We start from the raw sequence: 23,448 nt of genomic DNA on the forward strand, positions 1-23,448 counted from the left end.
GTAGCTAAAACAACTCCCAATTAGGTCTTGAAAATTTCTTAGTCTGTTTCATATAAAAATGAGTAAAATGAATTTCCATCGCCAAGGTCATTAGAGTTGCGATAGCAATGACGATGGTAGGATTGGCTGAGAAAAGTAGAGGAAGAATAGGCCTTTAAAAAGTGGACAGGAAAGACCATTTCGGAGTATAGAGAGGAAGTTCAAAAACATTTTTAGAAATAAGACATGTGCATTATAAACATCAGATACGAATCTGGTGTTTTATTTTTTTAAAGAATTTAACCCTTTTTCTTGACAAGTGAGTAAACACTCACTATAATAGCTTCTGTGATTTAAAAAGTGAGTATTAACTCACCAAGGAGGAAGTAAATGAAAACATTACTACATTTACAAGATTTAGTAAAATCTTTTGACCATCAAATAGTTCTGAATCATGTCAGCTTTGAATTGCAGCCAGGAGAAATTATAGGCTTAATTGGTCCGTCTGGTGCTGGTAAATCAACTATGATTAAGACTACGTTAGGAATGGAAAAGGCTGATGGAGGCGTAGCTTTAGTGTTAAATCACACTATGCCCAATCGCTATATTTTAGGAGATATTGGCTATATGGCCCAATCAGATGCTTTATACGAGACCTTGTCAGGCCAAGAAAATCTGGAATTTTTTGGTCAGCTAAAGGGGCTTTCTAAAAAAGACCTGAAGGCGGAAATTGCTTATATAGCTCAAGTAGTAGATCTGACAGACTACTTAAACAAGGCGGTATCTGGTTATTCTGGAGGAATGAAACGGCGTTTGTCACTGGCTATCGCGCTTTTAGGAAATCCTCAACTCTTGATTTTGGACGAACCGACAGTTGGAATCGACCCTTCTCTTCGAAAGAAAATCTGGAAAGAATTATTCGCGCTTAGAGACAATGGGGTTGGGATATTAGTTACTACCCATGTTATGGATGAAGCAGAGTTGACGGATAAGGTCGGCTTATTATTAGGCGGAAAAATCATTGCTTTTGATACACCGCAACACTTAAAAGAAAGTTATCAAGTTTCAAGTATTGAAGAAGTATTTTTAAAAGCAGAAGGTGAGTAAAATGAGAACAATAGCGATTGCAAAAAAAGTCATCAAAGAATTACTTCGTGACAAACGAACTCTAGCCCTGATGTTTATAGCACCTGTTTTTATCATGTGGTTGATGAACCTCATGTTTTCAGCTAGTACAACCGTGAATGTCAAGTTAGCAACACAAGATCTACCAACTGGTTTGGTAACGAAAATGGATGAGCTCGATCATGTGGACGTCGAGACTTATCAAGATTTAGATCAAGCCAAAGAAGCGCTAGCAAATGAAAAAGTCGATGCTGTGATTTCTTATAAAGACGGTGAGTATCAGGTCGACTACGCAAATACAGATGCCTCCAAGACCTCTATGATACGACAAGTGTTACGAACGAGTATCGCCAGTGAAGGCACCGATCAGTTAGTATCTCGTGTTAAACAAGCTCTTCCACAATTGGACTCGGACGCAAAAACACCTGAAATCAAGGAGTCTTACCAGTATGGAGATGAAAATACAAGCTTCTTTACCAGTATGATTCCGGTTTTGATAGGTTTTGTAGTTTTCTTCTTTGTCTTTTTGATTTCAGGTATGGCACTTTTGAAAGAGCGCACCAGTGGAACACTAGAACGTTTGTTAGCAACACCAGTGAAACGATCTGAAATCGTCTATGGCTATATGTTGTCTTACGGTATTATTGCGATTTTTCAAACGGCAGTTGTCGTTTTAGCAGCAATTTGGCTACTAGATGTAGAAGTTGTAGGAAGTATTTTAAATGTTATAATAGTTAATGTGGTACTGGCTCTTGTAGCACTAGCTTTTGGAATTCTCTTGTCTACTCTAGCAAAATCAGAATTCCAAATGATGCAATTTATTCCTCTCGTGATTATGCCCCAACTTTTTTTCTCAGGAATTATTCCATTGTCATCCATGGGAGAATGGGCTCTAACTGTGGGGAAATTTTTGCCATTAACCTATTCTGGTGATGCAATAAGCCAGATTATTCTTTACGGGCACAATCTTGGTGATATTTTGTCAAATCTTGGTGTTTTAATGATTTTCTTGATCATTTTAACAATTCTTAATATTGTTGGATTGCGTCGTTATCGTAAAGTTTAGAAATCAACATAAATAATGCTAAAAAGGTGTGAAGATTAGATGGATAAGACTGTTTTTGAATCGTTTGAAGATTACTTAGAAGAAGCGAATTACCCTCAAGGAAAGAAAAAAATCATGCAGGCAGCAGTGGATCTCATATCAACCAGGAGTTACCATGGGACCTCAACTCTTCACATAGCTGAGCGTGCTGGACTAAGCCAGGCAACTTTGTTTAAGTATTTTAAGACGAAGGATGATCTACTGACGGCTATTTTACATCCTGTAGTCCCAGGCATTTTCGGTAGTTTTTTTGAGGAACTCTTAGCTTTTGAAACGACAGAAGAGAGGGTTCGTTATCTCGTCCATGATCGTATGAGCTATCTCAAAAAAAATCGTGCTTTGATGAAAATCATTCTGCAGGAGAGTTTTTCAAATAAAAAACTAAAAAATGAACAGATTTTTATCTGGAATGCTATTCAAGATAAACTTCGAGTACTTCATAAGGAATTGCTAGCAGATCCACGTGTAAATCCAGAGTTAACGATTCCTCAAATGGTTCGTATTTGTGTTGGTCCATTGTTGGCTTACTTCGCTCAGCTTTATATCGTTAGTGACAACGGAGAAATAAAGGAAGAAGACCTAGACTTATTAGAAAAACAGATTTTAGGTGGTTTGTGGAAATAAAGTAGGCCTAGACAAAATGGAGGCTAGATTCTATTGGTTTGGCTTCTTGTACAAGATAATATAAAAGGGTATACATTACCTGATGCAGATTCGTGCTTTTTTATTATTGAATTTGGTATTTTGGTGATAGTACTCAATCACTTTGCTAAAACAGAAACCGACCTCTCTAGCAGTGCAACGATTTCTTAAATGTATGGAAGAGGAGTTTTCTGGCTTGCTAAAGTCAACTCCTTGACACTCCGTCAGCTTTTGATACAATAGTACAAAATTAGAGGAGGTGGGCTATGATTCAGAAACATGCGATTCCCATTTTAGAGTTTGACGACAATCCCCAGGCGGTCCTTATGCCAACACATGAGGGGCTAGATTTAAAGTTGCCAAAGAAGTGCATCTATGCATTTTTGGAGGAGGAGATTGACCGCTATGCCCAGGAAGTAGGGGCGGACTGTGTTGGTGAGTTCGTTTCGGCCACCAAGACTTATCCAGTCTACGTCCTAAACTACAAGGGCGAGGTGATTTGTCTGGTCCAGGCGCCCGTGGGCTCTGCCCCAGCGGCCCAGTTTATGGATTGGTTGATTGGCTATGGTGTGGAGCAAATCATTTCCACTGGAACCTGTGGTGTCCTAGCCGATATAGAGGAAAATGCCTTTCTCGTCCCTGTTCGCGCTTTGCGAGATGAGGGGACCAGCTACCATTATGTAGCGCCTTCTCGTTATATGGAGATGCAGATTGAGGCTATCTCTGCCATTGAGCAAGTCTTAGAACAAAGAGGCATTCCTTACGAGGAAGTTATGACCTGGACGACAGATGGTTTTTACCGAGAGACGGCTGAAAAGGTGGCCTATCGCAAGGAAGAAGGCTGTGCTGTTGTGGAGATGGAGTGCTCGGCTCTTGCGGCAGTGGCTCAGCTACGTGGGGGTGTCTGGGGGGAATTGCTCTTTACCGCAGATTCCTTAGCGGATCTAGATAATTACGACAGTCGTGACTGGGGCTCAGAAGCTTTTGATAAGGCACTCGAACTCTGTCTTGCCATTGTGCACCACATGTGAGTGTTCTTACTGTTTTTATGGTAGAATGTAGTTATGTTATTCAAATCTTTTTTGGAAAAAATCAGGACGGCACTGGGACGCTTGTCGCCAGCCCGTCGCATCTTTTTAAGTTTTGCCCTAGTGATCTTCTTGGGTTCTCTCCTTTTAAGCCTCCCCTTTGTGCAAGCAACAACGTCACAAGCGACCTACTTTGACCATCTCTTTACAACGGTATCCATGGTCTGTGTGACAGGGCTCTTCACCCTGCCAGTGGCCTCTACTTATAATATCTGGGGACAACTAATCTGTATGCTCTTGATCCAGATCGGTGGTTTGGGTCTCATGACCTTTATCGGAATCTTTTATATCCAAGGCAAGCAAAAGCTCAGTCTTCGTGGCCGTGAGACCATTCAAGAAAGTTTCAGTTATGGAGAAACCCAGTCTCTAAAGGACTTCATCCGCTCAATCTTTCTGACGACTTTTCTGGTGGAAGGGCTCGGTGCCTTTCTCTTGAGTTTTCGCTTTATCCCCGAATTTGGCTGGGGGCGAGGGATTCTAACCTCTATCTTTTTGGCTGTTTCAGCTTTCTGTAATGCCGGATTTGATAATTTTGGAAGTACGAGTTTGGTAGCCTTTCAAACGGATCCCTTAATCAATCTAGTGATTGCAGGCTTGATTATCACGGGTGGTCTAGGATTTATGGTCTGGTTTGACCTAGCGACTCAGATTGGGAAAAAGAAAAAACGCCGCCTGCGTTTCCATACCAAGCTGGTTCTCTTTTTAACGGCGGGAATTTTACTCTTTGGAACAGTATCGACTTTGTTCATCGAGTGGAATAATCCTGGAACGATTGGAAATCTTAGCGCCCCAGAGAAATTGCTGGTTAGTTTCTTCCAGACCGTCAGCATGAGAACGGCAGGTTTTGCTTCCATTGACTACACCCAGGCTCGACCAGTGACCTTGTTCATCTATATCCTACAGATGTTTCTAGGAGGGGCGCCTGGAGGGACAGCAGGGGGACTCAAGATTACGACCTTCTTTGTCTTGTTGGTCTTTGCCCGTAGCGAACTATTGGGTTTGCCTCATGCCAATGTGGCTCGGAGGACCATTGAACCCCGAACTGTGCAAAAATCTTTCAGTGTCTTTATTATCTTCTTGCTAACATTCTTGCTGGGCTTGATTCTGCTAGGGATAACAGCAGAGGGAAATCCGCGCTTTATCTACCTCATGTTTGAGACCATTTCAGCCCTTGCGACAGTTGGAGTGACGGCAAATTTAACACCAGAACTAGGCAAGATAGCCCTCAGCATCGTTATGTTGCTGATGTTTATCGGCCGTATTGGTCCCTTGACACTACTGGTCAGTGTAGCGGAATACCAGCCAGACAAGAAAGATACGATTCACTATATGAAAGCAGATATCACCATTGGGTAAGAAAGGAAAAACGATGTCAGATCGGACAATTGGAATTTTAGGATTGGGAATTTTTGGGAGCAGTGTTTTAGCTGCCCTAGCCAAGCATGACATGAATATCATTGCTATTGATGACCACGAGGAACGCATTAATCAATTTGAACCTGTGCTGGCGCGTGGAGTAGTTGGAGATATCACGGATGAAGAACTCCTTCTATCAGCTGGGATTGACACCTGTGATACTGTAGTTGTCGCAACGGGGGAAAATCTGGAGTCCAGTGTTCTCGCGGTTATGCACTGCAAGAGTCTAGGAGTGCCGACCGTTATTGCCAAGGTCAAAAGCCATACAGCTAAAAAGGTGTTGGAAAAAATTGGTGCAGACGCAGTCATCTCACCAGAATTTGAGATGGGGCGCTCATTGGCACAGACCATCCTCTTTCATAACAGCGTAGACGTCTTTCAGCTAGACAAGAATGTATCGATTGTCGAGATGAGAATCCCCCAATCATGGGTAGGTAAAAGCCTCAGTCAGTTGGATTTACGTGGGCGATACAACCTCAATGTACTTGGTTTTCGTTCCTACGAAAATGCTCCTCTGGATGTCCAATTCGGACCTAATGACCTCTTGCAGGCAGATGCCTACATCATGGCCGTCATTAATAACCAACATTTGGACACTCTAGCTGAACTGAGTGAGTAGGAGAGGAAGGGTACTCTCTTTCCAAATAATTAACGAGTCAATATAAGTATTTTATAAGAGGGATTTAAGAAAAATTTTAACTTTTTCTTAATCCTTTTTAATTTTAGGAGATTATACTAGAGTCATAAAAAAAAGAAAACTCTAAGGAGAATCCTATGAAATTCAATCCAAATCAGAGATATACTCGTTGGTCTATTCGCCGTCTCAGTGTCGGTGTTGCTTCAGTTGTTGTGGCTAGTGGCTTCTTTGTCCTAGTTGGTCAACCAAGTTATGCACGTGCTGATGTGGTCAATCCGACTCCTGCCCAAGTCGTGCCAGACGCTGCTTCGGTGAGTGAAAAGAGCGACTTACCAGCAGAGGTTCTCAAAAAAGCAGTCGATGTAGCTCTTCCTTCAGAACAGTCTATTCCAACACCTAAATCAAGTGTGGATACGACAGGCTCTTCAGAAAAAGCGGACGAAACTGCTAAAGAGCCGGCAGTAGCACCAAAAGAAGAAGTGCAAGCACAACCTGACTCTAAGAAACGAACAGAAGATGCAGTTAAACCTGTGGAAAGTCCTGCGTCTACAGTTTCTGGACAAGAGCGTGAAGCCAGTGAAGCGCAACCAGCGACCACCCCAGCTGAAGTGCAAAAAGGTGTGGCCGACAACACGAAAGATACAGTAGATGTCCCAGCTAGCTACCTTGACAAAGCCAATTTCCCAGGTCCATTTACAGCTGGTGTCAACCAAGTTATTCCATATGAATTCTTCGCTGGTGACGGCATGTTGACTCGCCTCTTGTTAAAAGCCTCAGACAAAGCCCCATGGTCAGACAATGGAACAGCTAAAAATCCTGCTCTACCACCGGTAGAGAAATTGGGCAAAGGTCTTTACTTCTACGAAGTAGACTTGGCAGGCACCCAAGGAAAATCAGATAAAGAGTTGCTTGATCTCTTGAAACAAAATGGTACACAAAGCTATAAAGCTACTATCAAGGTGTACGGTGCAAAAGACGGCAAGCCTGACTTAACTAATCTGGTAGCGACTAAAGATTTGGATGTTAACTTGAATGGCTTGACCACCCCAGCTGAAGTGCAAAAGGGTGTGGCTGACAACACCAAAGACACAGTAGATGTCCCAGCTTCTTACTTGGATAGAGCCAATTTCCCAGGTCCATTTACAGCTGGTGTCAACCAAGTCATTCCATACGAATTCTTTGCTGGTGATGGCATGTTGACTCGCCTTATCTTGAAAGCCTCTGATAAGGCTCCATGGTCCGACAACGGAACAGCTAAGAATCCTGCTCTCCCACCAGTAGAGAAATTGGGCAAAGGCCTTTACTTCTACGAAGTAGACTTGGCAGGCACCCAAGGAAAATCAGATAAAGAGCTTCTTGATCTCTTGAAACAAAATGGTACACAAAGCTATAAAGCTACTATCAAGGTGTACGGTGCGAAAGACGGCAAGCCTGACTTAACTAATCTGGTAGCGACTAAAGATTTGACTGTTAATTTGAATGGTTCGACCACACCGACTCAGGTTAAAGACTCTGTTGCTAATAACATCAAAAATAGCATTGATGTTCCAGCTAGCTACCTTGACAAAGCAAATGTTCCAGGTCCATTCTTGGCAGGTGTCAACCAAGTTATTCCATACGAAGCTTTTGGTGGAGATGGTATGTTGACTCGCCTCTTGTTAAAAGCTTCAGACAAAGCCCCATGGTCAGACAACGGAACAGCTAAAAATCCTGCTCTATTGCCACTTGAAGGCTTGGCTAAAGGTCAATATTTCTACGAAGTGGATTTGAATGGCAATACGGTTGGCAAAGATGGTCAGGCCTTGCTGGATCAACTTCGAGCTAACGGAACACATACATACCTAGCTACTGTTAAAGTCTATGGTTCTAAAGATGGCAAACCTGATTTGACCAATCTGATTGCTACTCGTCAAGTAACGATTCGACTTCGTGGAAAAGAAATGGCGACAATACCATCTCAACAAGGTCAGATGAATACGAAGCCTTCTGAAACAGGCTCTACAGGTACGACTGAGGGTATGATGGGTATAAATCACCATATGTCAGATATGAAGGTTAATCAACCAGCTTCTAGCCCAATGGCTAATATGATGAAAAAAGATGATAAAGCGATGCTACCAAATACTGGGGAAGCTAAAACGGCTACAGCTGGCCTTGGTATCTTTGGTCTAGCCTTGGCAGGTCTTGTTGGACTTTTGGGTTTGACAACCAAACGAGAAGATTAAGATTCAAATCACTTAAACATTAGAGAAAATAGTGTTATACTAAAGCAAGTATAACACTGTTTTTATCGAAGGAGTGTCAGATGAAAAAGACAATTTTGCTGGTTGATGATGAGATAGATATTCTAGATATTCAAAACCGCTATCTTATACAGGCAGGTTACGATGTTTTGGTCGCCCATGATGGTAAGGAGGGCTTAGAACTTTTCAGAAAAAAATCTATCGACCTCATTATCACAGATATCATGATGCCCAATATGGATGGCTATGATTTTATCAGTGAAGTTCAATATATCGCTCCGGATCAACCCTTCCTCTTTACAACTGCTAAGACAAGCGAACAGGATAAGATTTATGGATTAAGTTTGGGGGCAGATGATTTTATAGTCAAACCCTTTAGCCCACGCGAATTGGTTTTAAGAGTGAATAATATCTTGCGTCGCCTTAGCCGTGGAGGAGAGACAGAACAGATCGAGTTTGGTGACTTGGTAATCAACCATGTGACTCATGAGGTTCGCATTGGGGAGCAACCTTTGGAATTGACAGTAAAATCCTTTGAACTTCTATGGATATTAGCCAGCAATCCCGAGAGAGTTTTTTCAAAGACGGAACTTTACGAGAAGGTATGGCAAGAGGACTATGTGGATGATACCAATACACTCAATGTTCATATCCATGCTTTGAGGCAAGAGTTGACCAAGTATACAAATTCAAATGCTCCTGCTATCAAAACTGTCTGGGGTTTGGGTTATAAGATGGAAAGACCAAGAGGTAGAAAATGAAATTAAAAAACTATATTTTAGTGGGGTATCTAGTGTCGACTTTACTAACGATTTTGGTCGTTTTCTGGGCAGTCCAACGGATGTTGATCGAGAAAAGTGAAGTTTACTTTCTAGTTGGAATGACCTTGATTGCTAGTTTCATTGGCGCTGCAGTAAGCATCTTTCTTTTGTCGCCTGTGTTCTCTTCTCTGAAACATTTGAAAAAACAAGCTCAGGATATAGCAAGCAAGGATTTCAGCACAGAAATTGAAACCAAAGGCCCATTAGAATTTCAAGAGCTGGGTCAGGCATTTAATGACATGTCCCACAATTTGCAAGCTACCTTTCAATCACTTGATGAGAGCGAGCAAGAAAAGAGAATGATGATTGCGCAGCTCTCTCACGATATTAAAACTCCCATTACCTCCATTCAGGTTACTGTGGAGGGAATTCTAGATGGAGTGATTAAGGAAGAGGAGCGGCTCCACTACTTAACCACGATTGGTCGGCAAACTGAGCGTCTAAACAAGCTAGTGGAGGAATTGGATGTTTTGACTCTCAATACACAACCTCAAGATACTGCTGATGAGGAAGTCGAAGAGGTCTTTTTAGATCAGCTGTTGATTGAGTCAATGAGTGAATTTCAACTCCAGATTGAACAAGAGGAGCGGGATGTTTACATTCAAGTGTCACCTGAGTCGGCGAAAATCAAGAGCAATTCTGACAAACTTTCTCGCATTTTGGTTAATTTGTTAAACAATGCCTTTAAATATTCAGAACCAGGAACCAGAATCGAGGTTCTTGCCCAATTAACAGAACAAGAGCTGACAATCAGTGTGAAAGACGAGGGTCAGGGGATCCTTCCTGAAGATTTGGAAAAGATCTTTAAACGACTTTATCGTGTAGAAACTTCGCGCAATATGAAGACAGGTGGACATGGATTAGGACTTGCGATTGCACGCGAACTAGCCCATCAGCTTGGTGGCGAACTCACAGCAGAAAGTCAATATGGCTTAGGAAGCAAGTTTACATTCAGCCTCAATTTGAAATAAAGGCGTAGTAAGTGTCTAGTGTTTTGAGGTAAATAGAAAATATTGAGTTAACGGAAAATTCCGTTAGCTCTTTTTTGTGTTTTGGGAGGTAAAATTATGAGACGAAAAAGTAAGGAGAGAATTTCAAGAGAGATGATAATCCAGTTTTTGATGAAGGAAACAGGTTCAACATGAAAAGAAATAATAGCAAGTATAGAAGAACTTGAGGCCTTTGGATTGATAGGATTTAACGTGAACGGTGACTTTAGACTGAAAGAGGTGTAATTGATGAGATAAATTCAGTTTATTAGTGCCAGCCATTATCAGACATCTGATCGCTTTTATGCCTTACCAAAGGTTTTGTTTGAAAATCCTATTTATGAAGATATGAGGTTAGATGCAAAAGTCGCTTATGCTATGCTTAAAGATAGACTAGATCTTTCTTTCAAGAATAATTGGATTGATGAAGATGGAAATATCTATTTGGTATATTCTAACTCTAATTTGATGAAGATCCTTAACTGTTCAAAATCTACTCTATTAAGAATTAAGAAGCAACTCACAGAGTATGGATTAATTCATGAGGTTCAACAATCTACAAGTAAATCAGGAAATCTAGCTAATCGAGTTTACCTTGGTCTCTTACAAGATGACACAGTTGCTAGAATGGTTGATAAATCAGGTGATTTCAAATCTGACACTAGGGAGGGTGTCAGATTTATACGGGGCTGGTGTTTACACCAAAGACCAGCTCAAGGCTATTATCGCCGAATTGAGTTAATAGCATAGCCAAAAAATCGTTACATGTCGTAACGATTTTTTCATTTAGCCGATGACAGTAAAGGTCATACAATTTTGGGAAGAGCAAGTATACTATCATAGTGTGCAAAATACTGAAGAAGTGTTTACTCAGGCGTTTCCCTATAACTTATCATAAGCGCTTATTGTGAAATGTGCAAAATTTCAAATGTTGGTAGTTGTGTGTCGGGTTTATTGGTATAAAAAGTAAAGATACATTTTTTCCATTTATCAGGATTGAAAATAACGGCTTTGCCACTTTCGTTGTTTTGCATTTGCTCGTGAATGGTAAAGGATTTTAAACTTTCAGATTCTTCTATATCAATGACTTCTAATGTAGCATATTTACTTGAGTCAAAATGATCAGATATTTCGACTGATGAAGTTATTCCGATTTCAATATTTTGCCAGCCAAACGAATTTAAAATATGATCAAAGTAACCATCAAATATGAATTTTGTCATTCCGTTGGTATTTTTCCAAATATATAGCGGACAGTAACTGTTAAATAATTGGCCTTCAGATTTTTCAGAGATTAAATAAACTTTGAAAAACAAATCGTCGAATCCATCCATCAAATGACCTGTATTTCGGACACGTTGTCTAATGATATCCATATCATAATCTGCTGGTAATTTTATAGTATATTGCATTGCTTGCATTGCGGTACCTCTTTTCTAATTAACTATTCACAGTATAAATGATTTATATCATGTTGAATAATACTTAAAAATGATATAATTATCACAAAAAGTGATAAGGTGTTTTAAATGAATTTTAATGATATGAGCATTTTTGTGACGATCTATGAGACAAGATCAATAAACAAAAGTTCAAAGATCTTACAATATGCACAATCTAATCTCAGCGCTAGATTGAAAGTGCTTGAAACTGAATTAGATACGAAATTATTTTACAGAAAATATAATGGTTTAGTCCCGACAGAAAGTGGAGACTTATTTTATCAATTTTGTAAGGAAACTTCTAACAATTTAGAGAAATTAAAAAAGAAATGTGAAACCTCGAAAATATCCATCTTAATTTCAGAATTGTTATTTAATCACGATATTAATAATTCACAAACAATTGATTTGAATAAAAGTGAGATCAATATCCAAAAAACTTCGGATATACCAATCATTGCTCATCAGGAAGACTTTGATAAAATTTTTTGCTTTCAAAAAATTGAAAATTTAAAGCATTATGATGAGATTATCGGGCATATCGAGTCAGTTTATGCTTGTTCGAGCAATATAAAGGCTACTGAGGAAATGCCTATATTCGTTAATAAAGATAAAAATTGCCCTTTTAGAAAACAAAGCTTAATGAAGTTTACTCATTTAAAATCAGTTGTAGAAATTGATTCTTTTGAGAATATTATCAGCTTAGTTGAAAACGGGAAAGGAATTGCACTATTGCCTAAATGGCTAAATAAGAGAGCGAATATCAAGCCATACGACCAAGACATCGTTCTTATCCCATTTTATCAGTATGAAAAGCAGAACCAAAGCAGGTAGCCCATTTAGAAGAAATGCTAATGCTATGATGAAAAATCATTTGACAAACATTATAAGTTGTTTTATAATAAGTACACTTATATTAAAAGGAGTGTCAAAATGGAATTTAGTTTTAGTTTAAACATAAGAGCATCAAAAGAAGATGTATGGACCTACTATGAAAATATTGAAAAGTGGTATGATTGGGAAGAAGATTTAAAAAATATTACATTAAAAGGTGGATTTGAGACGGGTTCATACGGAACTATGGAACTCGAAGGAATGCCCCCTATGGAATATCAGCTCACGCTTGTAAAACCTCTTGAAGAATTTTGGGATAAAACAGTAACTCCATTCGGTGATATTCTTTTTGGTCATCAAATTATTGAGAATAATGATGGCACTGTAAATGTAAAACATACTGTATCTTTGAATAGTGAAGACAAGCAACATCTAGAATTTTTAAGTCAGGTCTTTTCAGATGTTCCTCACTCTATTTTCATTCTAAAAAACCACTTAGAAAGATAGAGTGAGTGCTGTTTGTTGACACTGCAATATTAAAATAATTTAGTTCAACTTATAAATCCCTTTACAAATCTAGCTTTTCATGGTACAATAGCCTTTGTGTGAAATAGCAGCAGGAAAGCATGAAGCTCGTCAACAGGTGTCTTATGACAAGTAACCTTGGCTGTTTAGGCGAAGGGCATCTGCACGAATCAGGGCTTTCTAAGTGACTATTTCCACCGAAATATTATTTATATCAGGAGGACATTCACATGTCACGTTATACAGGACCATCTTGGAAACAAGCTCGTCGCCTTGGCCTTTCACTTACAGGTACAGGTAAAGAATTGGCACGTCGTAACTACGTACCAGGACAACACGGACCAAACAACCGTTCAAAATTGTCAGAATACGGTTTGCAATTGGCTGAAAAACAAAAACTTCGTTTCACTTACGGTGTAGGTGAAAAACAATTCCGTAACTTGTTCGTACAAGCTACAAAAATCAAAGGCGGAATCCTAGGTTTCAACTTCATGCTTCTTTTGGAACGTCGTTTGGATAACGTTGTTTACCGTCTTGGTCTTGCGACTACTCGTCGTCAAGCTCGTCAATTCGTAAACCACGGTCACATCCTTGTTGACGGAAAACGCGTTGATATCCCATCATACCGCGTAACTCCAGGTCAAGTGATCTCAGTTCGTGAAAAATCATTGAAAGTTCCAGCAATCCTTGAGGCAGTAGAAGCTACTCTTGGACGTCCAGCATTCGTATCATTCGACGCTGAAAAATTGGAAGGTTCATTGACTCGCTTGCCAGAACGCGACGAAATCAACCCAGAAATCAACGAAGCACTTGTCGTTGAATTCTACAACAAAATGCTTTAATTTTAAGAAATATCTTACAGAAAGCCTACAACAGTGGGCTTTTTGCTTCGTCTTAAAATGTTGATTTCTGGGTTTAGGAAATGTCGGAAGGAGTGCTTTTATTCACTGAGAATCTTTCTAGCTATAGTGTAAAGAAATCCGTGTTTTAGTTGACTTTTCCGCCCTCATTTTCAGCTTTTGTGCTAAAATAGATTTATAAACTTAAGATAAGGAATGTTTATGAAATCGGGTAATGTATTATTGAAAGGATGCCTTTATTTCTGGGGTGGCTTGTTTTTGCTGGGTCTCTTGGTTCAGGTAGCTCTGCCTTTGGCAATTTGTGGTTTGATAGGTTTCGGGGCTTATCTAGCCTATAAGCGTTGGCGTTATCCTCTTTTGAAGGATCGTTCTTTGGAAGATCAGATTGAGCTTTTAAAAGCGCGGATTCGTCAGGCTGATAAAGATATCCAGCAGTTAGAAGAGACCTTGTCTGAGAAAGGCTCAGCAGCCTATAAAAGCCTAGCTAACCAGGTCTTGATTGAACTTCAAGAAATTCATCAAGAGGCTAATCGTTTAAAATCTTATATTGACGAAGCTGTTTATAGTCGCATTGATAAAAAGGTTCGCTCAGTAAGGGCGACCATAGACGTCCAGCTAGAGCGACTAGAAAGAGAGAGTCTCGTAGACATCGAAAATAAGGGACCTGAAGAATTGGTGCCTGAATTGTCTCAGACCTTGGCAAATATTGCTGCGGACCATCAAGCGATTCTTGACAAAATCGAGTCATCGGATGTTGGAGCCAAAGAAGAGCTGACAGCCATCCATAGTTTAAAAATGGAGAAATTCCAAACAATTTTAGAGGGCTATTTAAAGATTAAGGCAAATCCAAAAAATTATAATCGGGCGGAAGAACGCTTGGAACAAGCTAAAGCAGCCATCGAACAATTTGACCTTGAGCTAGATCAAGTTTTGAGAGAACTTAATGAAACAGATATGCGCGATTTTGATATTAGCCTGCGTATCTTAGGAAAAGATCGCAAAGAATAGGGTAGACACAAAGGAGTAACCATGACAGAATTTAATTTTGATATTGATCAGATTGCTAATAATACAGTGGCTAAAGTGGACAAGACAACCGAAATCATCGAGACCAATACAGGTTCAGCCCAGACGATCACTTTTCTTGAAAAGCTAAGACCTGAGCAACAAGAGCAAATCAAGGGGCGCGTGCCTCAGTTGGTAGATCAGTTTGTCACAGACCAAAATGCTCTCTTGGACTTTGGTCAATCAGCGGTGGAAGGTGTCAATGGTACCGTTAACCGTATCTTGACCGAGCAGAAGAAACTGCAAATTCCGCAGGTGGATGACTTGCTGAAAAATACCAACCGTGAACTCCAAGGTTTTGTAGCCAAATACAAAAATGCTGAAATTGCAGAATTGGAAGAAAAGCCAAACTTTTTGCAAAAATTGTTTAAAAAGAGCCAGAACAGTCTGCAAGAATTTTATTTTGACTCAAAAACAGTTGAGCAAAAGCTAGATGGTATGGCTGCTGCTGTGGTCAAGCAAGAAGATGTGCTGGCGCGAAATATTGTTTCTGCTGAAATGCTGATTGAGGACAATACCAAATCCATTGAAAATCTAGTGGGAGTCATTTCCTTTATCGAGGCTAGTCAGGCAGAAGCTGGGAATCGCGCTGCAGAATTGAAGGCTCAAGTTGATCAACTAGATACAAGTACGGTAGAATATCAAACCAAGGCCCAAGAATTAGCTCGTATGGCAGAAGTGGTCAATACCCTTGAACAACAACATACAGAGTATGTTGGCCGCCTTTACGTAGCTTGGACGACGACTCCACAAATGCGTAATCTCGTCAAAGTTTCATCGGACATGCGCCAAAAATTGGGCATGCTTCGTCGCAATACCATTCCAACCATGAAGCTTTCGATTGCTCAACTTGGTATTTTGCAACAATCGATGAAATCAGGTGTCGTGGCAGATGCCATTGTCAATGCCAACAATGCTGCCCTTCAGATGCTAGCTGAAACCAGCAAGGAAGTGATTCCGCAGATCGAACGAATTGCCCAAAGTCCAACAGTAGCTGTTGAATCCGTCACCAAACTTGCTGAAAGTCTAGTCGCTCAAAACCAAGGTATCGTTGCTGCCATTGAGTTGGGACGCCAGAAACGTGCTCAACTAGAGACAACCATCGTCAAATCTGCAGAAATGATCAACGACTCTGTTAAACTCCGCGATGAGAAAATCGTCCAAGCCCTTCTAGACCAAGGAAAGGCTGCTCAGAAAGAAGTACAAGAATAAAAATAAATCCTCTGCAGTGTAGATTTGCAGGGGATTTTATTCGTTTTTGTGAACAAGCCAGGTGGAATACTTTTTCCCAAGCCAGAGAGCAAAGAGGAGATTGATGACGACGATTCCTGAACCGACCAGTGAAAATAGGAAAAATTCGCTAGTCGAAACTTGCCACAAATGTACGATGTCTGTAATCAAATAAGCACTGATAGGAAAACAAAGGATAGAAGTAATCAGAGCAGGGATATACTTACGGAGAAGAATTGATTGTCCAATATGGAGCAAGAGATGGAGTGAAAAGGCCACAAATCCCACCAACCAAACTAATTCGAGAACTCTAGATTGACTAAAATACGCTAATAAAGTGATGGATAAGACAATGATAAACTCCTCAAAAACAGCAAGGGCAAATCCCTCTGTTGTAATTCCTTTGTGAATCTTGAGAATAGTTGGAGCCTTTTGAGCCAGCAAGGTTTCGTTGAAATGAATCTAAGGGACAAGACCGATAATTTCTTCCATATCGTGAAAGATAAAGAGTAGAGGGAACATCCAAAGATAAAATGCCATAAATCTCTCCTGAAAAGCTATAGATTACTAACCAATAAAGCAAAAAACGCCCAGTAAGGCGTTTTGAGTTAGGTATGCTTATTTAACTTCTATAAAAAGATTAAATAATTTCTATTTTAGCTGTTAGAAACGTTGGTACATCAATGTTTTTAGAATGCTACATAATAAAAGGTAGAGTGAATGGTAGAGTAGTAAAAATAGTTGTTATCCTAGTTGATTAAAAAAATCTCTGATTTCCTCATCTTTTATAAAATAATATATAATTTTCCCCTCTCTTCTAGTGTCCAAGATGTTTTGATTGGCTAGTTTACGAAGATGGTGGGAGGCAGATGCCATACTGAGATTTAATAAACAGGCTATATCGCAGACACAGAGTTCTTCGACGGCAAGGAGATAAAAGATGATATTTATCTGTTTATTATCGGTAAATTTTGATAAAATGCGAAGTGATTTTTGGACTTTTTCCTTTTCAAGGTAGTTCGTTGCGGTTGTAACATTTTGTTGATTTATAACATCCACTTGACAGATACTATCTTTTTTCATAATTTTTTCTCCTAGCCGAACACAGTCCTTAGCATGTCAAAGCTGTTGTTTTCAATCAGGATATACATCCCCAATCCTAAATAGACAACGGCAATAAACCATCTGCTATATTTTTCCAAAGTTTCTCCAACAGAAGGGACTTGTGCCAATTTTTGGGCAGAAAAAACCAAGAAATAAATCATGACTAGAAAGGTAAGTAAAGCCACAATCAAATTCGCTAAATTTAAGGTAATAAAATATGGGACAAAAACACCAATATTGTCAGCACCACAACTTGCAAAAGTAATCATAGCGACTAGAAAAATCAGGTTTTTATTGTCTTTTCGCAAACCATCTTTTGCAATAGCTTCTCCATCAGAATCTCCTAAAAGCAAAACTTTGAGGCCTAGGAAAATTGGAATCAAACCGAGTAAACCTAAAATCTCTTTACTAGGAATATAATTTAAGACAAATGCAAAAAGTAAACTTAGCAGTATTAGACTAACAGAGCCTAGAAATTGTCCTAAATAGATGTTAATGATGTCTTTTCTGCTTTTTCTTTTGGCAAAAAATAACATTAGGATAATAAGTAAGTCTACGGCTGTACCAGAATACAGGATTATTGAAGTAACAATATTTTGAATCATAAAACACCTCATTCAAATATATTTTTGAATGTATTCTAACATTAAACTTTGTAGATGTCAACTTAAAATCCACCAAAATATAGATAAGAAGTTAGTGTACCAAATATTAAAAAGCCCTGCCATCGAAATGATAGCAGGGCTTAACTTCAATATCCAGATGATATATTTATCTAAAAAAGGTAGAGTAAAAGGTAGAGTTTTTATTGATTTGTAGTGCGATATAATGAGTTTCAAAAAATCAAAAATCACTTAAAATCAATATTTTGACGTCTATTGACGTGTACTGAAACCCTTACTTCACTTCTGTAAAGGTTGTGAATGTTATTCTAGCACTCTTTAAACGCCGTGATATCAACGTTCTTAGATTGTTCTATATAAAATGTAGTCATAAATGTAGTCATTTTGCTATGCCGTCAATTTTGCAATTTCTTTGAGGTAGATTTCAACTGCTTCTGCCTTCTTTTTCGGTGCCAATTCAGCATAAGTATCCATTGTCGTTTTAATCGACTTATGCCCCATTCTTATCTGGAGTTCTTTCCAGTTCGCACCAGCATTCAGCATTAAAGAAGCATGTGTATGGCGGAAAAGGTGAAAACCATAGTTTGGTAGTCCCAACTCAGTCAAACGCTTTTTAAGCGTTGCACGCTCATTTCTGTCACACATATAGTTCCCATAAATTGTCGGGAAAATTAGATCCACAGTTGGTAAATCATGACTCACAAAATAATCACTCATCTCGGCATGAAAAGCTTTCAAGTCATCTAAGACTTGTCTCGGGACTGCGACTCTTCTGTTGCCAGCATCAGTCTTGGCACTGTTCTTACAAACAATCTCGCCCTTAATCCCAAGTTTCTTATTTCCAGCTTTCCACATTAGTGTTTTATTGACGATAATTTCATTAGCATCAAAATCCAAATCATTAATCGTCAAACCTAGAAGCTCATTGATTCGAAGTGCAGAAGCTAGCAGCGTGTCGCAGATAACTTTGAATCTTCGATTAGCTCGTGTATCAGGTAAAGTATTCAGATAGTTCAGCCAAGTAGCCAAGTCCTCTCCATGCAATACCATGATTCTCTCCTTTACCACCTTCGGTTTTGGAGGAATTTTTACTGTCCGAGCTGGATTATGAGAAAGTTCGAAATTCGTGATCCCATAATCGAAAATATCACTAAGCTTATAGATAACTGCACCGAAATCTTTTGCGTGTCCCTTTTTGGATTTTTTAACACCTGATTCAACAGACTTTTTAGATTGTTGAGCTAGTTTGTTAACCCAAATCTGAATATCTGCAGATTTTATTTCTTCAGGTCTATATTCTCCAAACTTAGGAATCAGATAGGTATCAAGATAGCTTCGAACTCGGTTGATTGTATTTTGAGAAGTCACCCAAGTTACAAAACTGACAAACCAGGCTTCAGCTAACTCCTCGAAATTATTAATCAACAAAGTCTCTTTTAAAGTTGAACCCTTCGCTTCAAATTCAAGTCGAGCTTGAATGATTTTCCTATCAAGACTTTTTAGAGTTTTAGCAGTTATAGATGATGTAACTTTTTTACCAGTTTTAACATCTACACCAATATATACACCACGTTGCGTATAGCTAATAGTTCCGTTACTCTTGGTAGTTTTAATGACTTTTCGATTGTTGTGAATAATAGTTTCCTTCTGCATAGTAGCCTTTCACGTTCGGATATAAAAGGCTAAAATAACAACCTCACATGTATTTATTGTGATAGTATTATTTTAGCACATTTTGGATTAAGGAGTTAAGTATTTTATAACATCTTCCATTTTGTAATAGACTGTACGTGTTCCTTCTATAGGAGGTTCAAGCCTCTTTAGACCAGTTTTCTCCCACGATTTTAAGGTATTAGGAGAAATCTGAAGAATTGACAACAATTCCTTTTGAGTGACGATGGTAGAGCTTTTCTGTTTTTCTTGTTGATGTTGAATGATGGTTAATAAGGTATTTAACAATTGCTCAATTTGGGTTAATTTGGCATATTCATTATTGGTCATTATCGTTGTCCTTTCCATAGCCTGAGTGACGACGTGAGTCAAGATATTTCGCAAAGAAGTAGGTTTTATCAACTATAACACTCAGTAGTAATGGGTTTTCCTCACGAGCATATATGACAAGATTGTTAAACTCTGTAAAATTATGCTCCTCGATAGTATCAATCACAGTCGAAAGAAATTCATCGTTGTTATTGCTTATAAGAAATTTATCAAGTTCAAAGCCACACCCTGATTCAATATCCTCGATATCGTAAGGTGTCTTTTCAGGATTTTCAGCATGGATAAAGTAATCATACATACCTTTAGGGGACATGACGATTTCAACGTGACTAGGTGTGTTTAGTTTCTCTGTCAAAAGTTCTGAGACTTGCGAGTAGCTTTTAAGTGAATCAAAGAACAAAGCGCCATGTTTATGCGACTTCTTAAACTCACCTGTTTGTCTATTGACATCTTTATCATGCCATGGACTGAGCACAAAAGGGACGTGTATTTCTTCAAGGATTTCCAAATAGTTTTCAGGAGCACTCTCTTGATAGAGAAGGAAAGCCCATTTGTTAGAACGTTTTTCTTTTGACATAGGCAGGTACCTCGTTTCTAGTTCTTATCTGTTAGGAGAATTTTAGGGTGATTTTGGTAGTCTTGTTTCAAAACTGTGATTATTGATTATTGGTGTAATGGGGGTCGTAGTAGCCCCATTACATAGCTAAGTTAGAGAGTTTGAAAGGGCAGTGCCTTTGGCTTTCACTTTGTGAGCCAAGCACCGCCCTTTCCTTATCTTCTTGTAGCTTTAAACCAGAGCTTATTTCCTTCCCGATTAGGTGAAGAAAAATAATAATTTGGATTACGATTAGAAATTTCTTCCTTGATATGAGCTTCCATATCTCTCAGAAGTTTCTGAGCTTGTTGTGTCCTTGGATATTTGAGAAAGACGACAACAGTGCTTTTTCTGATATCAACAGTTGCTTTTCCTACTGTTTGGTTGAAATTTTTAAGAATTGGATTGAATTTTGTTATGGTTGTCTGATTATCAAACGTGATAGCAGACTCTGATTTATCATCTTGTCTGAGAAATTGTCGCAGACGTATCGTCTGGTAGACAGACTTGAAGTAGTTCAAAATACTATCGCTAATCATTCGTTGGGTTAACTCAACGATAATCAGAGAAACAGCAACTAGTATAAGTATGGTGGCTATTTTGCTTGTGTAGCTTCCTAGAAGACTAAGTTTATTTTGGATAATGATGATAAAACTATTCAAAGATGGTATATCAAAATCTCCAAACAATTTTACAAGCAGATTGAAAGCGAAACTGAGTATTAAGCTAATTAGCCCAACGAAAAGAAGGGAGGAAATAAGATTGTATGATTTTTGAAAGAAAGTCTTTTTCATGTTTAGAGTATACCTTTCTTAGTGTAGTAGGTAGGACAAAGAAGAGGAAGAACTTGATAGGGATGTTCATTGTCGATGATTTGGATAAGTCCTGTTCCCTTACCTATTGGGATAACAATTCCTTCAGGGTCTAAGTCAGGAAAGAGAAATTGTGTCGTTTTCTTATTGATATTCCCTATTTGAACCAGTACATTCAACTGTTCACGAACTGATACAGGTATTGTATTGTGATCAAACCTCTGGCTGACTAAAAATAGGTGGACTTTAGTGGCACGTCCAAGTAAAGCAATTTGAGACAAGAGTGAAAAGAATGAATCCTTAATAGTCTTGTTTACTCCTTCACTCAAGGCCAGTACCTCATCAATGACAATTGTCAAATGGTCAAATTGATGTTCAGGATTGTCGTAAAGTATTTCTTGGCGTTGCTGAATGAGATTTAGACAATTACTGAGATTTTCATTGATTTCCGAAACAAAATCTGATTTTGAACGGTTCTTTTGAGGATGAATGACGGCAATACCATTTTCACGAGCCCAGCGAGACGGCGTATCAAACTTTGGGTCTACAATAATAAGTTCAGAAAAATTTTTTAATAAACTTAGAAAGTAGGTAAGAGCATATGACTTCCCAGAGCCACTATTACCAGCAATTGCTAGCGAAGTGACCTTATTAAAGTTTAGAGTGAGATTTTTCATAATTGGAAGAATATCTTTTTCCTGCATTTTTGAAAATTCCTCTAAATCTGAGATGACTAAACGCTCAGAAACACCTTTTTTCCAAGGAAAGAAAAGCCCTCGCTGAACATGTATGTCATCAGTATCTAATGCCATGAAATAGGCTGAATTTTGCTTTAAGAGGGTATAACGTGGGTAAAGGGCAGCATTGGCAATCAAGAAAATTTTCTGATAGAGTTCATCATCAATGATATAACCTGCTGGTAAGCGAGGGATAAACAGAAAGCCATCAGACATAATCTTAGTGTCAAAGCTATTGGTATAGCTGGTTTCTCCTTGCATGAGGGCTCCAAGTCCCATATTGAGACTTTGGAGCAGGTATTGAGCTAGTTCTTTATTCGTCATCATTTAACCTCCTTAATACTAGTAGCACGGAAATAGACATTATAGCCAACTTCACAAGCTTCTAGGTTCTCAAATTCAACCATAGTCATATAGGCTGGCAGTGTTAGCTCAGATTCAAATTTTACTTGGAAGGGTGGAAGTCCTTTTTGAGAGAACCAAGCTTTATGAGCAATAATTTCTCCTGTCGGCTGACCATCTTCAAATCTCATTTGAGGTTCAAGTTCAGTGCTCAAGCAATGAATTGCTTGTTTGATGTCAATATATTCAGTTGCTGTATTGGCTGAGTAGCCACCTTTGCGATTACGAGTTTTCATAGTTTTTACCATTTATCTTTCATTGTGTTTGTAGAGTTAGGCCGATGTGCTCCTTTTTAGTCTTGAGCTGGACTCGTGTTAGGTCATAATTTCTTACCTCCTTATCTATAAGGAGAAAAAAGCAGGAAATTGGTAGTTCCTGCTAAAAGTTTTTTAGAAATATTTTCCGAGTTCTTCTTTTAAGATATTAAGGGTGTCCTCATAGTGCTTTTTAACGGTTTTATGGCTCTTGAATGGTGTCTCTTTCGTCAGTTGTAGTGCAGAAGTGCCATAGAGTGCAATTTCTAAGAAAATATGAAGGTCAACTTCTGGAAGCTTAGAGAGGACATTGTAGAGGTGTTCATTACGCTCCTTGATAAGTAACTGTTCAATGGGGTTATAAGTATTATCAGGATATAAATCCATAAGCTCCGTTGCTCGTCCTTCGTTCGTAACAGTAGCATTTAGACTAGTCCTGCCATAATAGCGTTCCTTGCGTTCAAGGTTATCCATTGCTTGACTGAGCAGTTTATCAACTCCGCTCCAATCGCCACTCTTAACAGCATTTGCAATCTTGCGTTCACGTTTATCTTCGACTTTGTTAGTCATAAAGTTTCCTTTCCGTCCTAGGACGGAAGAGAAACACAGTAGTTTGCCGAATGGAGTATGAAAAAACGCACACCAAAGAAACGGCGAAACAGTTGGCACAGTCTACACCTGATGATGTAGATATGTTCTGAGTTTCAATCCGTCCGTTTGATGCGCATCAATATAGGACTATAAAAATGATTTAGTTAAGATTTTCATCTTATGATTACATTGTAGTTGATAGTAATCACTTTTCCCATGACCTGTTAGTTCATGTGTTTTAGGGCGACTGTTAAGGGATTTTTATAGTATAAAGTTCAAATTATGGGCTAATTCTGTGATAAAACATGAACTCCTAGTTCATAAAACA

Annotated in this window: 26 protein-coding genes and 3 pseudogenes; 17 read left to right on the plus strand and 12 right to left on the minus strand. The window is 38.9% G+C overall.

Features of this window, described 5'->3' with window-relative positions:
- Nucleotides 1–4 precede the first annotated feature (4 nt).
- Nucleotides 5–139 (minus strand): annotated as a pseudogene (locus HMPREF1115_RS12380) (low temperature requirement protein A); the annotation flags it as partial.
- A gap of 230 nt (nt 140–369) precedes the next feature.
- On the opposite strand from HMPREF1115_RS12380, the gene HMPREF1115_RS06735 reads away from it, so the two are divergent.
- From HMPREF1115_RS06735 to HMPREF1115_RS12340, 11 genes and pseudogenes are all read left to right on the plus strand, one after another.
- The gene (locus tag HMPREF1115_RS06735; protein ID WP_000854376.1) at nt 370–1,086 is read left to right on the plus strand and encodes an ABC transporter ATP-binding protein; all 717 of its coding nucleotides are present in this window, start codon (nt 370–372) and stop codon (nt 1,084–1,086) included.
- A 1-nt stretch (nt 1,087) separates the two neighbouring features.
- The gene (locus HMPREF1115_RS06740; RefSeq protein ID WP_001259046.1) at nt 1,088–2,170 is read left to right on the plus strand and encodes an ABC transporter permease; all 1,083 of its coding nucleotides are present in this window, start codon (nt 1,088–1,090) and stop codon (nt 2,168–2,170) included.
- A 39-nt stretch (nt 2,171–2,209) separates the two neighbouring features.
- Nucleotides 2,210–2,833, plus strand: a complete 624-nt coding sequence (locus HMPREF1115_RS06745; protein ID WP_000361924.1) for a TetR/AcrR family transcriptional regulator — start codon at nt 2,210–2,212, stop codon at nt 2,831–2,833.
- A 284-nt stretch (nt 2,834–3,117) separates the two neighbouring features.
- A complete protein-coding gene (locus HMPREF1115_RS06750) occupies nt 3,118–3,882 on the plus strand; it encodes a nucleoside phosphorylase (RefSeq protein WP_000615024.1) in 765 nt (254 codons plus the stop codon).
- A 33-nt stretch (nt 3,883–3,915) separates the two neighbouring features.
- Complete coding sequence (locus HMPREF1115_RS06755) at nt 3,916–5,295, plus strand: TrkH family potassium uptake protein (RefSeq protein WP_000897939.1); 1,380 nt, start codon at nt 3,916–3,918, stop codon at nt 5,293–5,295.
- A 13-nt stretch (nt 5,296–5,308) separates the two neighbouring features.
- Nucleotides 5,309–5,974 carry a potassium channel family protein gene (locus HMPREF1115_RS06760; protein WP_001283885.1) on the plus strand — a complete coding sequence of 222 codons (666 nt, stop codon included), beginning with the start codon at nt 5,309–5,311 and terminating at the stop codon, nt 5,972–5,974.
- A 155-nt stretch (nt 5,975–6,129) separates the two neighbouring features.
- Nucleotides 6,130–8,217, plus strand: a complete 2,088-nt coding sequence (locus HMPREF1115_RS06765; RefSeq protein ID WP_000671480.1) for an SSURE domain-containing protein — start codon at nt 6,130–6,132, stop codon at nt 8,215–8,217.
- Nucleotides 8,218–8,297: 80 nt separating this feature from the next.
- A complete protein-coding gene (locus HMPREF1115_RS06770; protein WP_000751223.1) occupies nt 8,298–8,996 on the plus strand; it encodes a response regulator transcription factor in 699 nt (232 codons plus the stop codon).
- On the plus strand, nt 8,993–10,027 hold the full coding sequence (locus tag HMPREF1115_RS06775) for a sensor histidine kinase (RefSeq protein ID WP_000769396.1): 1,035 nt from the start codon (nt 8,993–8,995) through the stop codon (nt 10,025–10,027). Before HMPREF1115_RS06770 ends, HMPREF1115_RS06775 begins: the two co-directional genes overlap by 4 nt.
- A gap of 276 nt (nt 10,028–10,303) precedes the next feature.
- A pseudogene (locus HMPREF1115_RS12385) lies at nt 10,304–10,711 on the plus strand (replication initiator protein A); the annotation flags it as partial.
- Nucleotides 10,656–10,787, plus strand: a complete 132-nt coding sequence (locus HMPREF1115_RS12340) for a hypothetical protein (RefSeq protein ID WP_269770898.1) — start codon at nt 10,656–10,658, stop codon at nt 10,785–10,787. The pseudogene HMPREF1115_RS12385 and the gene HMPREF1115_RS12340, both read left to right, overlap by 56 nt.
- A gap of 160 nt (nt 10,788–10,947) precedes the next feature.
- Here HMPREF1115_RS12340 and HMPREF1115_RS06780 read toward each other — a convergent pair whose 3' ends face one another.
- Complete coding sequence (locus HMPREF1115_RS06780) at nt 10,948–11,466, minus strand: DUF4865 family protein (RefSeq protein WP_001148704.1); 519 nt, start codon at nt 11,464–11,466, stop codon at nt 10,948–10,950.
- A 108-nt stretch (nt 11,467–11,574) separates the two neighbouring features.
- Between HMPREF1115_RS06780 and HMPREF1115_RS06785 the strand changes: the two genes are divergently transcribed.
- From HMPREF1115_RS06785 to HMPREF1115_RS06805, 5 genes are all read left to right on the plus strand, one after another.
- Nucleotides 11,575–12,321 (plus strand): LysR family transcriptional regulator, encoded by a 747-nt coding sequence (locus tag HMPREF1115_RS06785; protein ID WP_001010303.1) that lies wholly within the window; start codon nt 11,575–11,577, stop codon nt 12,319–12,321.
- 99 nt (nt 12,322–12,420) lie between these two features.
- Entirely contained in the window at nt 12,421–12,828 is a 408-nt protein-coding gene (locus tag HMPREF1115_RS06790; RefSeq protein WP_000395828.1) for an SRPBCC family protein, read from the plus strand.
- Between the two features lie 248 nt (nt 12,829–13,076).
- Complete coding sequence (gene rpsD / locus HMPREF1115_RS06795; RefSeq protein ID WP_000092756.1) at nt 13,077–13,688, plus strand: 30S ribosomal protein S4; 612 nt, start codon at nt 13,077–13,079, stop codon at nt 13,686–13,688.
- A 219-nt stretch (nt 13,689–13,907) separates the two neighbouring features.
- Complete coding sequence (locus HMPREF1115_RS06800) at nt 13,908–14,714, plus strand: hypothetical protein (RefSeq protein ID WP_000835003.1); 807 nt, start codon at nt 13,908–13,910, stop codon at nt 14,712–14,714.
- A 21-nt stretch (nt 14,715–14,735) separates the two neighbouring features.
- Complete coding sequence (locus tag HMPREF1115_RS06805; RefSeq protein WP_000134326.1) at nt 14,736–15,983, plus strand: toxic anion resistance protein; 1,248 nt, start codon at nt 14,736–14,738, stop codon at nt 15,981–15,983.
- 36 nt (nt 15,984–16,019) lie between these two features.
- Here HMPREF1115_RS06805 and HMPREF1115_RS06810 read toward each other — a convergent pair.
- The 3 genes and pseudogenes from HMPREF1115_RS06810 to HMPREF1115_RS06820 all read right to left on the minus strand — a co-directional run bounded on the left by HMPREF1115_RS06810 (nt 16,020) and on the right by HMPREF1115_RS06820 (nt 17,710).
- Nucleotides 16,020–16,541, minus strand: a pseudogene (locus HMPREF1115_RS06810) (HXXEE domain-containing protein).
- Nucleotides 16,542–16,745: 204 nt separating this feature from the next.
- Nucleotides 16,746–17,084, minus strand: coding sequence for a Cd(II)/Zn(II)-sensing metalloregulatory transcriptional regulator CadX (gene cadX / locus HMPREF1115_RS06815; RefSeq protein WP_000711078.1), 339 nt, complete (start codon nt 17,082–17,084; stop codon nt 16,746–16,748).
- Nucleotides 17,085–17,095: 11 nt separating this feature from the next.
- Nucleotides 17,096–17,710, minus strand: a complete 615-nt coding sequence (locus tag HMPREF1115_RS06820) for a CadD family cadmium resistance transporter (RefSeq protein WP_000615629.1) — start codon at nt 17,708–17,710, stop codon at nt 17,096–17,098.
- A gap of 28 nt (nt 17,711–17,738) precedes the next feature.
- Here HMPREF1115_RS06820 and HMPREF1115_RS12280 point away from each other — a divergent pair, with 28 nt between their 5' ends.
- Nucleotides 17,739–17,924, plus strand: coding sequence for a hypothetical protein (locus tag HMPREF1115_RS12280; RefSeq protein WP_002892741.1), 186 nt, complete (start codon nt 17,739–17,741; stop codon nt 17,922–17,924).
- Between the two features lie 191 nt (nt 17,925–18,115).
- Here the strand turns inward: HMPREF1115_RS12280 and HMPREF1115_RS06825 are convergent, their stop codons facing one another.
- The 7 genes from HMPREF1115_RS06825 to HMPREF1115_RS06855 all read right to left on the minus strand — a co-directional run bounded on the left by HMPREF1115_RS06825 (nt 18,116) and on the right by HMPREF1115_RS06855 (nt 23,099).
- Entirely contained in the window at nt 18,116–19,381 is a 1,266-nt protein-coding gene (locus HMPREF1115_RS06825) for a tyrosine-type recombinase/integrase (RefSeq protein WP_001168506.1), read from the minus strand.
- Nucleotides 19,382–19,468: 87 nt separating this feature from the next.
- Nucleotides 19,469–19,729, minus strand: a complete 261-nt coding sequence (locus HMPREF1115_RS06830; protein ID WP_000183698.1) for a MerR family transcriptional regulator — start codon at nt 19,727–19,729, stop codon at nt 19,469–19,471.
- Nucleotides 19,719–20,306: a replication protein gene (locus HMPREF1115_RS06835; protein ID WP_000031886.1), complete on the minus strand. Its 588-nt coding sequence runs from the start codon at nt 20,304–20,306 to the stop codon at nt 19,719–19,721. Before HMPREF1115_RS06835 ends, HMPREF1115_RS06830 begins: the two co-directional genes overlap by 11 nt.
- Nucleotides 20,307–20,500: 194 nt before the next feature.
- Nucleotides 20,501–21,118, minus strand: coding sequence for a hypothetical protein (locus tag HMPREF1115_RS06840; RefSeq protein ID WP_000750666.1), 618 nt, complete (start codon nt 21,116–21,118; stop codon nt 20,501–20,503).
- Nucleotides 21,119–21,120: 2 nt separating this feature from the next.
- Nucleotides 21,121–22,197 (minus strand): ATP-binding protein, encoded by a 1,077-nt coding sequence (locus tag HMPREF1115_RS06845; RefSeq protein ID WP_025170995.1) that lies wholly within the window; start codon nt 22,195–22,197, stop codon nt 21,121–21,123.
- Nucleotides 22,197–22,511 carry a hypothetical protein gene (locus HMPREF1115_RS06850; RefSeq protein WP_025170996.1) on the minus strand — a complete coding sequence of 105 codons (315 nt, stop codon included), beginning with the start codon at nt 22,509–22,511 and terminating at the stop codon, nt 22,197–22,199. The genes HMPREF1115_RS06845 and HMPREF1115_RS06850 overlap by 1 nt, the downstream gene beginning before the upstream one ends.
- A gap of 153 nt (nt 22,512–22,664) precedes the next feature.
- Complete coding sequence (locus tag HMPREF1115_RS06855) at nt 22,665–23,099, minus strand: sigma-70 family RNA polymerase sigma factor (RefSeq protein ID WP_000182713.1); 435 nt, start codon at nt 23,097–23,099, stop codon at nt 22,665–22,667.
- Nucleotides 23,100–23,448 lie beyond the last annotated feature (349 nt).

The organism is Streptococcus oralis SK610, from assembly GCF_000257455.1.
Lineage (GTDB): Bacteria > Bacillota > Bacilli > Lactobacillales > Streptococcaceae > Streptococcus > Streptococcus oralis_CB.

Bases quoted from the DNA above. Each gene is read 5' to 3' on its own strand.
- HMPREF1115_RS06850 (WP_025170996.1), bottom strand. From the start codon at position 22,511: ATGAAAACTCGTAATCGCAAAGGTGGCTACTCAGCCAATACAGCAACT.
- HMPREF1115_RS06785 (WP_001010303.1), top strand. From the start codon at position 11,575: ATGAATTTTAATGATATGAGCATTTTTGTGACGATCTATGAGACAAGA.
- HMPREF1115_RS06830 (WP_000183698.1), bottom strand. From the start codon at position 19,729: ATGACCAATAATGAATATGCCAAATTAACCCAAATTGAGCAATTGTTA.
- HMPREF1115_RS06740 (WP_001259046.1), top strand. From the start codon at position 1,088: ATGAGAACAATAGCGATTGCAAAAAAAGTCATCAAAGAATTACTTCGT.
- HMPREF1115_RS06805 (WP_000134326.1), top strand. From the start codon at position 14,736: ATGACAGAATTTAATTTTGATATTGATCAGATTGCTAATAATACAGTG.
- HMPREF1115_RS06800 (WP_000835003.1), top strand. From the start codon at position 13,908: ATGAAATCGGGTAATGTATTATTGAAAGGATGCCTTTATTTCTGGGGT.
- HMPREF1115_RS06750 (WP_000615024.1), top strand. From the start codon at position 3,118: ATGATTCAGAAACATGCGATTCCCATTTTAGAGTTTGACGACAATCCC.
- HMPREF1115_RS06775 (WP_000769396.1), top strand. From the start codon at position 8,993: ATGAAATTAAAAAACTATATTTTAGTGGGGTATCTAGTGTCGACTTTA.
- HMPREF1115_RS06855 (WP_000182713.1), bottom strand. From the start codon at position 23,099: ATGACTAACAAAGTCGAAGATAAACGTGAACGCAAGATTGCAAATGCT.
- HMPREF1115_RS06745 (WP_000361924.1), top strand. From the start codon at position 2,210: ATGGATAAGACTGTTTTTGAATCGTTTGAAGATTACTTAGAAGAAGCG.
- HMPREF1115_RS06770 (WP_000751223.1), top strand. From the start codon at position 8,298: ATGAAAAAGACAATTTTGCTGGTTGATGATGAGATAGATATTCTAGAT.
- HMPREF1115_RS06755 (WP_000897939.1), top strand. From the start codon at position 3,916: ATGTTATTCAAATCTTTTTTGGAAAAAATCAGGACGGCACTGGGACGC.
- HMPREF1115_RS06780 (WP_001148704.1), bottom strand. From the start codon at position 11,466: ATGCAAGCAATGCAATATACTATAAAATTACCAGCAGATTATGATATG.
- HMPREF1115_RS06760 (WP_001283885.1), top strand. From the start codon at position 5,309: ATGTCAGATCGGACAATTGGAATTTTAGGATTGGGAATTTTTGGGAGC.
- HMPREF1115_RS06845 (WP_025170995.1), bottom strand. From the start codon at position 22,197: ATGACGAATAAAGAACTAGCTCAATACCTGCTCCAAAGTCTCAATATG.
- cadX (WP_000711078.1), bottom strand. From the start codon at position 17,084: ATGAAAAAAGATAGTATCTGTCAAGTGGATGTTATAAATCAACAAAAT.
- HMPREF1115_RS06835 (WP_000031886.1), bottom strand. From the start codon at position 20,306: ATGTCAAAAGAAAAACGTTCTAACAAATGGGCTTTCCTTCTCTATCAA.
- HMPREF1115_RS12340 (WP_269770898.1), top strand. From the start codon at position 10,656: ATGACACAGTTGCTAGAATGGTTGATAAATCAGGTGATTTCAAATCTG.
- HMPREF1115_RS06765 (WP_000671480.1), top strand. From the start codon at position 6,130: ATGAAATTCAATCCAAATCAGAGATATACTCGTTGGTCTATTCGCCGT.
- HMPREF1115_RS06820 (WP_000615629.1), bottom strand. From the start codon at position 17,710: ATGATTCAAAATATTGTTACTTCAATAATCCTGTATTCTGGTACAGCC.
- HMPREF1115_RS12280 (WP_002892741.1), top strand. From the start codon at position 17,739: ATGTATTCTAACATTAAACTTTGTAGATGTCAACTTAAAATCCACCAA.
- HMPREF1115_RS06735 (WP_000854376.1), top strand. From the start codon at position 370: ATGAAAACATTACTACATTTACAAGATTTAGTAAAATCTTTTGACCAT.
- HMPREF1115_RS06825 (WP_001168506.1), bottom strand. From the start codon at position 19,381: ATGCAGAAGGAAACTATTATTCACAACAATCGAAAAGTCATTAAAACT.
- HMPREF1115_RS06790 (WP_000395828.1), top strand. From the start codon at position 12,421: ATGGAATTTAGTTTTAGTTTAAACATAAGAGCATCAAAAGAAGATGTA.
- HMPREF1115_RS06840 (WP_000750666.1), bottom strand. From the start codon at position 21,118: ATGAAAAAGACTTTCTTTCAAAAATCATACAATCTTATTTCCTCCCTT.
- rpsD (WP_000092756.1), top strand. From the start codon at position 13,077: ATGTCACGTTATACAGGACCATCTTGGAAACAAGCTCGTCGCCTTGGC.